Annotated in this window: 14 protein-coding genes and 1 tRNA gene; 13 read left to right on the forward strand and 2 right to left on the reverse strand. The window is 40.2% G+C overall.

Annotated elements, in window-relative coordinates; genetic code table 11:
* Positions 1–66: 66 nt before the first annotated feature.
* From trxB to CD33_RS09535, 6 genes are all read left to right on the forward strand, one after another.
* On the forward strand, positions 67–1,014 hold the full coding sequence (trxB, locus tag CD33_RS09510) for a thioredoxin-disulfide reductase (protein WP_036200375.1): 948 nt from the start codon (positions 67–69) through the stop codon (positions 1,012–1,014).
* Between the two features lie 443 nt (positions 1,015–1,457).
* A complete protein-coding gene (locus CD33_RS09515; protein WP_036200419.1) occupies positions 1,458–1,925 on the forward strand; it encodes an 8-oxo-dGTP diphosphatase in 468 nt (155 codons plus the stop codon).
* A gap of 16 nt (positions 1,926–1,941) precedes the next feature.
* Positions 1,942–2,826, forward strand: a complete 885-nt coding sequence (gene rapZ, locus CD33_RS09520; protein ID WP_036200376.1) for an RNase adapter RapZ — start codon at positions 1,942–1,944, stop codon at positions 2,824–2,826.
* Between the two features lie 4 nt (positions 2,827–2,830).
* On the forward strand, positions 2,831–3,793 hold the full coding sequence (gene mgfK, locus CD33_RS09525) for a gluconeogenesis morphogenetic factor MgfK (RefSeq protein ID WP_036200377.1): 963 nt from the start codon (positions 2,831–2,833) through the stop codon (positions 3,791–3,793).
* Positions 3,794–3,865: 72 nt separating this feature from the next.
* Entirely contained in the window at positions 3,866–4,810 is a 945-nt protein-coding gene (gene whiA, locus CD33_RS09530; RefSeq protein ID WP_036200378.1) for a DNA-binding protein WhiA, read from the forward strand.
* A 141-nt stretch (positions 4,811–4,951) separates the two neighbouring features.
* On the forward strand, positions 4,952–5,209 hold the full coding sequence (locus tag CD33_RS09535; RefSeq protein ID WP_036200380.1) for an HPr family phosphocarrier protein: 258 nt from the start codon (positions 4,952–4,954) through the stop codon (positions 5,207–5,209).
* Between the two features lie 117 nt (positions 5,210–5,326).
* Here CD33_RS09535 and clpP read toward each other — a convergent pair whose 3' ends face one another.
* A complete protein-coding gene (gene clpP, locus CD33_RS09540) occupies positions 5,327–5,917 on the reverse strand; it encodes an ATP-dependent Clp endopeptidase proteolytic subunit ClpP (protein ID WP_036200381.1) in 591 nt (196 codons plus the stop codon).
* A gap of 424 nt (positions 5,918–6,341) precedes the next feature.
* Between clpP and CD33_RS09545 the strand changes: the two genes are divergently transcribed.
* From CD33_RS09545 to CD33_RS09560, 4 genes are all read left to right on the forward strand, one after another.
* Positions 6,342–6,416, forward strand: a tRNA-Arg gene (locus CD33_RS09545).
* Between the two features lie 605 nt (positions 6,417–7,021).
* Positions 7,022–7,816, forward strand: coding sequence for a basic amino acid ABC transporter substrate-binding protein (locus CD33_RS09550; protein ID WP_036200383.1), 795 nt, complete (start codon positions 7,022–7,024; stop codon positions 7,814–7,816).
* A gap of 24 nt (positions 7,817–7,840) precedes the next feature.
* Positions 7,841–8,542, forward strand: coding sequence for an amino acid ABC transporter permease (locus CD33_RS09555; protein ID WP_036200384.1), 702 nt, complete (start codon positions 7,841–7,843; stop codon positions 8,540–8,542).
* A 3-nt stretch (positions 8,543–8,545) separates the two neighbouring features.
* Complete coding sequence (locus CD33_RS09560; RefSeq protein ID WP_036200385.1) at positions 8,546–9,268, forward strand: amino acid ABC transporter ATP-binding protein; 723 nt, start codon at positions 8,546–8,548, stop codon at positions 9,266–9,268.
* A 56-nt stretch (positions 9,269–9,324) separates the two neighbouring features.
* Here the strand turns inward: CD33_RS09560 and CD33_RS09565 are convergent, their stop codons facing one another.
* A complete protein-coding gene (locus tag CD33_RS09565; RefSeq protein ID WP_084591310.1) occupies positions 9,325–9,945 on the reverse strand; it encodes a spore coat protein in 621 nt (206 codons plus the stop codon).
* A 110-nt stretch (positions 9,946–10,055) separates the two neighbouring features.
* Between CD33_RS09565 and CD33_RS09570 the strand changes: the two genes are divergently transcribed.
* The 3 genes from CD33_RS09570 (at position 10,056) to gap (ending at position 12,606) form a co-directional block, all read left to right on the forward strand.
* Positions 10,056–10,304: a glutaredoxin family protein gene (locus CD33_RS09570; RefSeq protein WP_373906688.1), complete on the forward strand. Its 249-nt coding sequence runs from the start codon at positions 10,056–10,058 to the stop codon at positions 10,302–10,304.
* Between the two features lie 157 nt (positions 10,305–10,461).
* Positions 10,462–11,490: a sugar-binding transcriptional regulator gene (locus CD33_RS09575; RefSeq protein WP_036200386.1), complete on the forward strand. Its 1,029-nt coding sequence runs from the start codon at positions 10,462–10,464 to the stop codon at positions 11,488–11,490.
* Positions 11,491–11,604: 114 nt separating this feature from the next.
* On the forward strand, positions 11,605–12,606 hold the full coding sequence (gene gap, locus CD33_RS09580) for a type I glyceraldehyde-3-phosphate dehydrogenase (protein ID WP_036200387.1): 1,002 nt from the start codon (positions 11,605–11,607) through the stop codon (positions 12,604–12,606).
* Positions 12,607–12,933: the final 327 nt, after the last annotated feature.

The raw sequence follows: 12,933 nt of genomic DNA on the forward strand, positions 1-12,933 counted from the left end.
AAGCTAGTATTTTTTAGATAAATAGAAGCGTATAAAAGTGCGCTTTTCTATAGGGAGGCTTTTTGTATGGCTGAAGAGAAAATTTATGATGTAGTAATAATCGGTGCAGGTCCTGCGGGGATGACGGCAGCAGTATATGCTTCTCGTGCGAATTTAGCTACTATAATGATTGAACGCGGTATTCCTGGTGGGCAAATGGCCAATACAGAGGAAGTTGAAAACTATCCGGGCTTTGAAACAATCTTGGGGCCTGAGCTTTCAACTAAAATGTTCGAGCATGCCAAAAAATTCGGTGCCGAATATGCTTATGGCGATGTATCCGAAATCATTGACGGTGAAGAATATAAAGTGATTAAAGCGGGTTCGAAAGAATACAAAACTCGTTCAATCATTGTCACAACGGGTGCAGAGTATAAAAAAATGGGTGTACCGGGAGAAAAAGAGCTTGGCGGTCGCGGCGTAAGTTACTGTGCAGTTTGTGACGGAGCATTCTTTAAACAGAAACATCTGATTGTTGTCGGAGGAGGAGATTCTGCGGTTGAAGAAGGCGTGTATCTTACTCGCTTTGCCGATAAAGTTACGATTGTACACCGACGCGATAAATTGCGTGCTCAGAAAATCCTGCAAGATCGCGCATTTGCAAATGAGAAGATCGATTTCATCTGGAACCACACAGTGAAAGAAATTAATGAAAAAGATGGCAAGGTTGGCAGTGCCACACTTGTTTCGACAATCGATGGCAGTGAACAAGAATTCCAGACGGACGGCGTATTTGTCTATATTGGAATGGATCCATTAACAGCGCCATTCAAAAACTTGGGTATTTTGAATGAACACGGCTATATCGTGACGAACGACAAAATGGAAACGTCCGTGAAAGGTATATTCGCTGCTGGGGATGTTCGTGAAAAAATGCTTCGTCAGATCGTTACAGCAACAGGTGATGGAAGTATTGCAGCCCAATCCGCACAGCACTATGTAGAAGAATTAACCGAGAAGATTAGCCAGAATTAATATGGTTTTAATTCTCCTGTAATCTCTTTGAAATAAAGAAAGGCTATAATGGGGGTATAAGCTTTAACCCCCCTTTTTAGTTTTTTAGTTGCTTCCATCAACAGAGGAGGCAACTTTTTTTGTGTAAAAAGAGTTAATTCTAGCAGTGGTGCCATTATTTTAATAGTTAATAGCTTACTAAATTAGATAAAGTATAACTCTGTGAGCAGCGGACGGTTGATGCCATTGTAAGATAAAGGCTCGCCCACAAAAGGCTACTTTTAAAGATTTCCTTTGATTGCGCATTTTCCAGGCAAGCTGTGAGTTCAAAAAGTAAAAAGCGGCTTGCAGAAACTTGCATCGCGTCATAATTCAAGAGAAATCAAGCTTTTCAATTACGCCAATGACTATTTCATAAGGTATAATACGTAATATAGGGTAACAAATGATTTGAGGTGGTTGTCATACAACGAATAGCGAATTTATTAGCCATTCAAGATGGAAAGGTCCTGCTTCTCCAAAAGCCAAGAAGAGGTTGGTATGTTGCTCCGGGAGGAAAGATGGAAAGTGGAGAATCGATCTTTGAAGCGGCACAACGAGAATTTAAAGAAGAGACAAACTTAACGCCTACAAGCCCCCACTTAAAAGGGGTTTACACAATGATTATCAAAGATGGCGAAAAGACCGTGGACGAGTGGATGCTTTATACATTTATTGCATATGGCATCGAAGGCGAGCAATTTCAGGAAACAAGAGAAGGCATTTTGGAGTGGCACCCGATCGAAGCGTTGCGTCAACTGCCAATGGCTGAAGGAGACCGGAATAACTTATTGTTTGCCGCGTTGGATGAAGGCATCCAATATGGCACTTTTACTTATACAATGGATTATGAGTTAATCGATGAAAGGTTTCAATCGTCCAAAGAGACTTAAAAAGGGAGATGATCACATGGGTAATATTCAGGAATTTACACATGAGATAGTCATTATTACAGGAATGTCTGGAGCTGGAAAAACAGTTGCTGTTCAAAGCTTTGAAGATCTAGGATATTATTGCATTGATAATTTGCCCCCTGCTCTATTAACAACCTTTCTGGCATTAATGAAGGAATCGGAACGAAAAATAACGCAAATTGCTGCAGTGATGGATATGCGTGGAGGGGAATTCTTTGACTCCCTGATCGATGCCCTAGATATATTGGAGAAAGAAGCATATGTTAATACACGCATATTATTCTTGGATGCGGATAACGAATCGCTTGTTCAGCGCTATAAAGAAACCCGCCGCTCGCACCCGCTTGCCCCGCACGGAGCCCCTCTAGAAGGAATCCAGAAGGAAAGGGAATTGCTCAGTGAGCTGAAAGGGCGGGCAAAGTTCGTATATAACACATCCAAATTGAAACCAAGACAATTAAGGGAACGTATAGGAAAAGAATTTTCCAATGCTTCCAGTCCCAAATTTTCAATTAATGTGATGTCTTTTGGCTATAAAAACGGCATACCAATCGATGCAGACTTAGTTTTTGATGTCCGTTTTATTAAAAACCCTTACTATGTGGAAGAACTGCGCCCTAAAACAGGGCTACAAGAAGAAGTATCTTCCTATGTATTGGCCCAAGGCGAAGCTCAGGAATTAATCCTGAAGCTAACGGATCTATTTCAATTCATGATTCCGCAATATATCCATGAGGGGAAATCCCAGCTTGTAATTGCCTTTGGTTGTACAGGTGGGCAGCATCGTTCCGTAACGTTGGCTGAACACTATGGGAAATTATTCAGCAATAGCTATCAAACCGCAATTACCCACCGAGATATCAACCGCAGAAAGGATTGACGGAATGAGAAAACAAAAAACAAGGATTGTAGTCATAGGAGGAGGCACGGGTCTTTCGACGATGTTGCGCGGATTAAAAAACTATCCGTTCGACATCACTGCGATTGTCACAGTTGCAGATGATGGAGGCTCTTCAGGCCGCCTTCGTGATGACTATGATATACCGCCGCCTGGTGATATCCGGAATGTCATTGCTGCACTATCCGATACAGAGCCATTGGTTGAACAAATGTTCCAATACCGGTTCTCCGAGTCAGAGGATTTAGGCGGCCATTCGTTAGGAAATTTAATGCTTACTGCTTTGACGGACATAACAGGTGATTTTAGCCATGCGATTGCTGAAATGAGCAAAGTATTAAAGGTCCACGGAAAAGTAATCCCTGCTGCGAACAGAAAAATTGCCCTGCACGCTGAACTGGTGGATGGTTCCATCATTGAGGGGGAATCGAAAATCCCTCATTCCCAATTGCCCATCAAACGGGTCTTTTTAGTTCCAGGTGAAGTGAAACCGCTTCCTGAAGCAATTCGTGCAATTGAAAAAGCAGATTTTATCCTTGTTGGACCTGGTAGCTTATATACTAGTATCATTCCGAATTTAATCGTCAAGCAAATTGGCAAGGCATTGGTGAGGGCAAAAGGGAAGAGAATCTACATTTGCAATCTGATGACGCAGCAAGGGGAGACGCTTAATTACCGGGCTACCGATCATGTGCAGGCAATCTATGATCATGTGGGAAAACCTTGTCTGGATGCGATTCTAGTAAATGATGTCGAATTGCCATCACCGATAAAAGAAAACTATAAAGAAGAGAATGCAGAACCTGTGTTGTTTGATATCGAGAAGCTAGAAAATATGGGACTCGAAGTTATCAAGAAAGAAATCGCCACAATCCAATCCGGCGTTGTTCGCCATGAGTCAAATAAAATTGCCAAATGGCTGCGCGACTACACATTGACACGATTGTAAAAAACATACAAGATGCCGGCATGAAATAGTGTGGTATGATTGTTTTCATACATAGTGAAAGGGGGGGAAAAGATGTCATTTGCTTCCGAAACGAAAAAGGAATTAACGCAAATAGAATCCGATGATAATTGTTTAAAGGCAGAGGTTTCTGCCCTAATTCGCATGAATGGGACATTATCTTTTACAAATAGGCAGCTCAGTCTTGATGTACAGACCGAAAATGCCGCGATTGCCAGAAGGTTATATACGATTGTCAAAAAGTTATACCCATATAATGTGGAATTGCTAGTTCGAAAAAAAATGCGCCTGAAAAAAAATAATGTATATATTTGCCGTGTTCGAGACGGTGCTCGTGAACTACTAGCAGATTTGGATATTTTGTCTGAGGACTTTCAACTAAATCATTCTCTCTCGACTTCATTACTTTCAAATAGAAATCAGAAACGCGCTTATTTACGTGGTGCATTTTTGGCAGGTGGCTCTGTAAATAACCCTGAAACTTCCGCCTATCATCTTGAGATATATTCGCTTTATAAAGAGCATGGTGAAGCTTTGGCCGAATTAATGAATAAATTCAACTTGAATGCCAAAACAATCGAACGAAAAAAAGGCTTTGTCACTTATTTAAAGGAAGCCGAGAAAATATCTGACTTTTTGGGAACTGTTGGGGCTGTACAGGCCATGCTGAAATTCGAGGATGTACGGATTTTGCGTGATATGCGAAACAGTGTGAACCGAATCGTTAACTGTGAAACGGCCAATCTCAACAAAACAATTGGTGCAGCCATCCGTCAAGTCGAGAATATCCGCTTTATTGAAAACGCGATCGGATTGGATCAATTACCGGAAAAACTTAGAGAAATTGCGAGGCTTCGGGTCGAGTACCAAGATGTGACACTTAAAGAACTTGGAGAGATGGTATCTACCGGGGCGGTAAGCAAGTCGGGCGTAAACCATCGATTACGCAAAATCGACGAGATCGCCGATTCTTTGAGACGCGGGGAAACCATTAAATAACACTCGACGAACAGTGAAAAATGATTACAAATGTAAATTTTACGGGAGTTTTCAAAATTATAGGATTGTATTATTGTTCTTTTCATACAATTTAGATAAGATAAATGTAAGAGATGAACGGTTTGAAAGGGAGTATCGTAAATGGTTGAAACCAATGTGGAAGTAAAATTGAAATCGGGTTTGCAGGCAAGACAAGCGGCATTGTTTGTGCAGGAAGCAAACCGTTTCAAATCGGAAGTATACTTACAAAAAGACGAGAAAAAAGTAAACGCTAAGTCGATCATGGGTATTATGAGTTTGGCCATAGCAAGAGGCACAACAGTCACGCTAATTGCCGACGGGAAAGACGAACAAGACGCCGTGAATGGACTAGTGTCACTTATTCAAAAAGAAGAATAGGGCTAAATTTATTGTAAACGCTCGCAATGGAGGCATCTCGAAATCATGCATGAGATGCCATTTTTTTGCGCAAAAAAATGGTGAAAAGGATTTTGCCCTTTTCACCATTTTACATTATTATTTATCTTCGACACGTGTAATGATATTATCAATCAGACCGTAAGCTTTTGCTTGTTCGGCAGTCATGAAATTGTCGCGGTCAGTATCTTGGGCAATACGCTCCAATGATTGGCCAGTACGTTCCGCCAAGATGTTGTTCAATTTATCGCGCAGGAACAGAATGCGTTTTGCAGCAATTTCAATTTCAGTTGCTTGGCCTTGAGCGCCACCAAGTGGTTGGTGAATCATCACTTCCGCATTCGGTAAGGCAAAACGTTTGCCCGGTTCGCCAGCTGCCAGTAAAAATGCACCCATTGATGCAGCCATACCGATACAGATTGTTGATACTTGCGGTTTAATAAATTGCATTGTATCGTAAATCGCCATACCTGCCGTGATTGATCCGCCCGGTGAGTTAATGTATAAAGAGATATCTTTTTCCGGATCTTCTGCCGTTAAGAATAATAATTGAGCAACAATCGAGTTTGCAACATTATCATCAATTGCACTGCCCAATAAGATGATGCGGTCTTTTAAAAGACGGGAATAAATGTCATATGCACGTTCTCCGCGACTTGTTTGTTCGATAACTGTAGGGATTAAATTCATTGTAAATCCTCCTTAAAAAGATTCATTCGATTGGTTACTTGATGCTAAAAGACTTACCTTTTAGCTGTACACATATCATACACAGAATAGTCAAGGAAGGTCAAATATAAACCACTAACCTTCGTTAAAATCTTGCAAGTTTTTATCCGCTATTATTCTATGACCCATTTTTCAAATAAGACGTAAAGCAAGATGTTTAAAGTTTTCTGTTAAAATCGATTGCATACAGTTTAAATAATGCTTTATTTAGACACAATATAATCAAATTTAACTATAAATTATAGTTGAATTACTCTGTATACATTTGTATAATAGAAAAGTCTTATTTTATATTGGCGTTTTGGCCCAAAGCATGTTAAGTTTATGTAAATGAAGTAAGATAGCTAAGGTGAACTGTTGCAAGCAAGTTTTCCTCATATTAAATGTCCTCGTGGTGTAATGGATAACACTGAAGATTCCGGTTCTTCCGCTGGGGGTTCGATTCCCTCCGAGGGCGCCATTTTACTGCTTCAACTATGAATTTTAATAAGGTAGACCTTCCATGGACCTATTAGTTTAGCAGCCTAATAGATCCAGAGGGAATGAAATATAAGGGATAAAATGCAATTACTGTACCAATTCATTTTATCCCAAATTCATTCTCTTTAAACTATAATTTACCAATCTTTTCATATAATTTTTTATAAGTAATGATCTAGGTGTTTAGTTTTGTTTGAGGTTTGAAACGATAAAGAGAAAAATGACCCGAAGAGTTTGAAAAAACTTCTTCGGGTCATTTTTTTTATTCAATTTTATGGAGCTTGCAAAAGAGTTGAATCCCTTTCTATTCGATTGGTGTAAATAGAGTTCTGCTAGTCATACTTTGTGCTTATCGATACATATATAATATAAAGCGGTCTGGGTTTAGGGGGAAATTGAGAAGATTTACCACTATATATAAACTATCTGCTGCAACGAAGGAAGGATAAACACAAGTAATATGTTTATAAAAAAATAGGTTGTTTAAATATTAATTACTTTGTATAATTATAAACATATTTTACGATTTTTAAAGAATCTGAATAGTTAATTAGAAAGAATAATAGAATCCCGGGAGGAATTATAATGTTGAAAAAGAAATTATTTACTTTCATTACACCAATTGCCGCGGCGTCAATCATCTTGGCTGCTTGTGGAGCAGGAAGTGAATCGAGTGGAAGTGGAAGTGCAAGTGAAGATGGCACTAAGAAAATAGTAGGTGGGACGGAAGCAACTTTCGCACCATTCGAATCAATGGATGATAACGGCAATATTGTCGGGATCGATGTGGATGTACTTGATGCGATTTCTGAGGAAATGGGCTTTGAATACGAATTGAAAAATGTAGGCTGGGAGCCGGTGTTCTCGCAAATCACGACAGGGGAACTTGATTTCGGCGCTGCCGGCATCACAATCACGGATAAAAGAAAAGAAACATATGATTTCACGGATCCTTACTTTGAAGCCACGTTAATGATTGTTGTTCCAGAGGACAATACCGACATCACTTCGATTGAGGATTTAGAGGACAAAAAAGTGGCGGTGCAAATCAACTCGACTTCTCACGTAGCGGCCCAAAAAGTATTGGGACAAACAAACCCGAACATTTTGGCTTATGAAAGCCAGCCGATTGCCTACCAAGAAGTAATCAATGGCGCTGCCGATGCTGCAATAGGGGATAACACGGTGATCATGGAGTACTTAAAAAATAATCCGGATGCTCCGATTAAAACAATCGAAGATGATAGTTTTGAAAAAGAGTACTATGGCTTGATGGTGAAAAAAGGCAACGAAGAAGTGTTGAATATGTTGAACGATGGTCTTAAAAAGATTAAAGAAAATGGAAAATTGGCTGAAATTACAGGTCAAGAGATCGAATAATGAATGAATGGAGGTGTGTTTCAGATGGACATCTTTGACCTGCGCTGGGACATAATCTGGAACTACCGTGAATTATTTTTGCGTGGACTTTGGATTACGCTCGTATTAACAATTAGTGGATATATCGGCGGTATCATCCTGGGGGTTCTACTGGGGCTCGGGGAAACGTCCAAAAAGAAGTGGATCTATTGGCCTTCCAAGCTGTATGTAGATTTATTCCGAGGCACGCCGATGCTAGTTCAAATTTTAATCATCCATTTGGCATTTATCCCGGCAGTATTCGGGCAATCATTTGGATTCATGGTTTCCGGTATTACAGCGCTTATTTTAAATAGCGCTGCATACAATGCCGAAATTATCCGTGCCGGGATCCAATCGATTGACAAGGGGCAAATGGAAGCAGCCCGTTCGCTTGGATTGACACATAGTCAAGCGATGCGCAAAATCATTTTGCCACAGGCTTTCCGCAGAATGATCCCGCCTTTAGGCAATGAATTTATTGCATTATTGAAGGATTCATCCCTCGTAACGGTAATTGCGGCAAGCGATATTTTATATGCGGCTAAAGTGGTGGCTGGAGCTTACCAACGTTTTTGGGAGCCATACTTGGTGGCGGCGTTTATGTATTTGGTACTGACTTATCTATTAACGAAGCTTATTGCCTATGTGGAAAAGAGATTCAGCAATAGCTACAATCCGCGTAAAAGTCGAAAGGGGCGGATTTAAACTATGATCAAAGTGGAAAACTTATATAAATCATTTGGCCATTTGGAAGTGTTGAAAGGGATCAGCTATGAGGTTCGGGAGAAAGAAGTAGTTTGCGTCATCGGTCCTTCCGGCTCGGGGAAAAGTACATTTCTACGATGCATTAATTTATTAGAAGAAATTACGGATGGTGCGATTTATATTGAAGGCGTCAAAGTCAATGATCCGAAAACCGATATTAACTTGATCCGGACGGAAGTGGGAATGGTGTTCCAGCAATTCAACCTTTTCCCTCATATGACGGTCATGGAAAACATTACGATGGCACCGATGAATATACGGAAGATCTCAAAAAATGATGCGGAACATTTGGCATTGGAATTGTTGGCTAAAGTCGGCCTTAAAGAAAAAGCCTATAATTATCCGGAGCAGCTTTCAGGCGGACAACAGCAACGTGTGGCAATTGCCCGTGCCCTCGCCATGAAACCGAAAGTGATGCTGTTTGACGAACCAACATCCGCACTTGATCCAGAAATGGTTAAAGAAGTGCTGGATGTTATGAAGCAATTGGCACTGGAAGGGATGACCATGGTAGTGGTGACGCATGAAATGGGATTTGCACGGGAAGTTGCAGACCGTGTAGTGTTCATGGATGGCGGCTACATTGTTGAGCAGGAAAAACCCGAAATCATTTTTGATGCCCCTAAAAATGAACGAACGAAGGCATTTTTAGGCAAAGTACTTTAAAAAAGATCCATTTGATGAGCCCTCATCAAATGGATCTTTTCGTGTCGAATAAAATATTAGTTAGGCATATCTTTCGCTTTTTCAGCTTGGCCATACATATTCAACATTGTTTGCATGTCTGCAGCCGAAAGTTGTGGAACTTGGTACAACCCTTTTTTGTTTTGGTAAAGTGATAATTCGTAAGCCATTTCGATGCAGTTTTGGATGGAGTCTTGCAATACGCGGCGTACAACAGGGTTTGTCGATTCAAGAGCCGCAGTTGTTTTGCCAGTTGCTGCAGTTTTATGGCAAGTTAATAAGAAACCTGAAATAATGCCGTCGTTAATTTCGTTTGCCGAAGTCATCGGTTTTTTCGGTTGGCTAGGTGATAAACCATAGTTTGTATCATTGCCCATTTGCATTTTGTAAGAGCGGGTAGGGTGGCTTGGATCTTGCCCAGTTTTGAAACATTCAGCCGTAATATTATATTCATCCAGCATGAACGCGTATTGTCGGTCCAAGATATTCATAAGCTCTTGGTCTTGTACATGAGGACGGAAAAAGATAAACGTATTCATTGCACCTATAGCAGCACTCAGAACCTCGTGTACGTCCAGTACTTCATGTGCACCATGGTTCATTGAAAGTGGCATATTCCCTTGAGTTGCTTGAGGTTCATTCATAAATTGATTGTCCATTTGTATAATTCCTCCCAGATTTTAGTGTACAAAATCGTACAAATTTAGTTTGTGTAGTTACAAGTTGATTATTCAACCGAATTTTGCGATTCTTAAAAGGAAGAAATGAAATGGGGGAATTCATCGTGAAAGTGGCTTATTATACTAGACCAGGTTGTTCATTATGCGAAGAAGGATTATCGACTTTGAAGATCCTTCAAAGTGATGTCCAATTTGAAATTGAGATCATTAATATAGAAGAGAACGAAAGCTTGCATGAAAAATATTTGTTGATGATTCCGGTTGTTGAAAAGGATGGCCAAGTGATTCAATATGGCAACCTGGATTATGTCACACTATATGAGGCGCTCCAAGGATAACTGTTTTTGGAACTTTTAAAAAAAATAAATAAAAAATATTTGTAGAATTCAACTGGAAAATGTATACTCTAAGTATAGAATATTTTTTTAATTCAAGTGGGACAAAAATGTTCTAGTGGGACGAAAATGTACCCGATGAAAGTTGTAGGTGTATTTTTTGAAAAATGATTCTCAACAAGCTGTTCATCTTCTTGTACCGGAATTGTCATCGATTGTTCAGTTAAGATACCGGATTTTGCAGACGATTGCCGTTACGGGTCCGATCGGCAGAAGAATGATTTTGGAAACGTTGCATATCTCCGAGCGGACTGTCCGCAATGAGATTACACTGTTAAACAATCAACATCTGATTGAAACGACACAAAAAGGCATGATTTGTACAAATAAAGGGTACGAGATTCTTGAAAAGCTAAAAGAAATGTTCCAGGAAGTCTCCGGTCTTAGTACAAAAGAGAAGAAATTGGCTGAAATCTTGGGCATTAAGAAAGTGATCATCGTTCCAGGTGATATGGATGTTGATTCAAGTATCCAATTGCTTTTAGGAAAAGAAGCGGGCGACTATTTAACGGCAATCGCCAAAAAGGATTTCACCGTTGCGATCACAGGCGGCAGCACGGTGGCAGCTTTAAAAAACTTTCTATCTCCTTCAAAATCATTGAGTACACTAACGTTTGTTGCAGCGCGTGGAAGTCTGGGCAATGAAATGAACCTTCAGGCAAATACGCTCGTTTCCCAATTTGCCGCAAAGTGCGGGGCGGATTTTCGGACATTGTATTTACCGGAAAATCTCAGCGAAACAGCCTTTATGACGATGATCCAAGAACCGATTGTAAAGGAAGTGGTCGATTTTTACGACCGTATCGATATTGTCGTACACGGAATCGGGACGGCAAAGGAGATGGCATATAGGCGTGATTCAGGCGAATCCGTCATCAAAATGCTGGATGAGAAAAAAGCGGTTGGAGAAGCATTTGGTTATTATTTTGATGAAGCCGGCAACATTATATACCGGATTAATACAATTGGTATCCAGCTTGAACAGGTGAAGCAAAGTCCGCATATTATTGCGGTTGCCGGGGGAACTCTGAAAGCAAAAGCAATCCAGGCATATTTCAAGAATGAGACCGCACATCAAACAATTCTCATTACGGATGAAGGGGCAGCAAATGCCATTTTGAATAAGTAGTTTATTGGTGAAAAAAGAGTCATGAATATATGGTTAATTTATTTTTATATAGGCAAAACTGTAATCGCCTATTGAAATGTTATATAAATATTATTTAATTTGGAGGAAATTGATATGGCAATCAAAATTGCAATTAACGGGTTTGGACGTATTGGTAGATTAGTGTTCCGCGAGGCAATCAAGAACAGTGAATTTGAAGTTGTGGCAGTGAATGACCTTTCTGACGCTCATCAACTTGCCCACCTTCTGAAATATGATTCAGTTCACGGTGTGTACGATGCAGATGTACAGTCTGAAGACAATGCATTTATCGTGGATGGTGTAAAGGTTCAAGTATTCTCCGAAAGAGACCCTGCAAACTTACCATGGGGCAAACTGGATATTGACGTAGCGATTGAATCAACAGGTCATTTCCGTTCAATGGAAGAAGTGTCGAAACATATTCAAGCTGGTGCGAAAAAAGCGATTCTTTCAGCACCTGCCCAAGGTGAAATGCCAACGTACGTAATGGGCGTAAACCATACGGAATATTCGCCATCAGAAGATGTGATTTCAAATGCATCATGTACGACGAACTGTTTATCGCCAGTGGCAAAAGTTTTGGATGAAAAATTTGGCATTAAACGTGGGTTGATGACGACGATTCACTCTTACACAAATGACCAACGCATCCTGGACTTCCCGCATAGCGATCCAAGACGTGCACGTGCTGCTGCGTTATCAATGATTCCAACAACGACAGGTGCTGCTGTGGCGGTTTCCAAAGTATTGCCACAGTTAAAAGGGAAATTAGATGGATTCTCGATGCGTGTACCGACACCGAACGTATCTTGCGTGGACCTTGTAGTGGAGTTGAATGCGCCAAGTGTAACGGTTGAAGACATCAATAGCGTATTGAAAGAAGCGGCAAGTGGAGATCTGAAAGGCATCCTTGATTACAATGAATTGCCTTTAGTATCGATCGACTATAACGGAAATCCTCATTCATCCACTGTAGATGGTTTATCGACGATGGTGATGGATAATAATATGGTGAAAGTACTTGCTTGGTACGATAACGAAGTAGGTTATTCAAACCGTGTATTGGATCTAGCTGCTTATGTTTCACAAAAATAATGATCCGTTAAAATGGTTGATTTAATGTGTCATACTTATTCTTATGAAGTAGCACAATGCGTCTATTTATTATGACATATTTAGCTTATTGTAAGTGAAAAGTATAGCCTTTATAAATGTTACCATTTATAATAATGGAGGGTAAAGGAAGCGATGGATAAAACTACCCATCGCTTTTTTTACAGAATCGGAAGTTTTACCGAGAACCATCGAGGTAAATAAACAACGTACGATAGTAGACGGAAACTATATTCCGTCTAGATAGGGGAATTAGTATATAGGCAACAATACTGAAACGAATGACGATTTGAAGGAGGGTTTTCTTCC

The organism is Ureibacillus sinduriensis BLB-1 = JCM 15800, assembly GCF_000772955.1.
Taxonomy (GTDB): Bacteria; Bacillota; Bacilli; order Bacillales_A; family Planococcaceae; genus Ureibacillus; species Ureibacillus sinduriensis.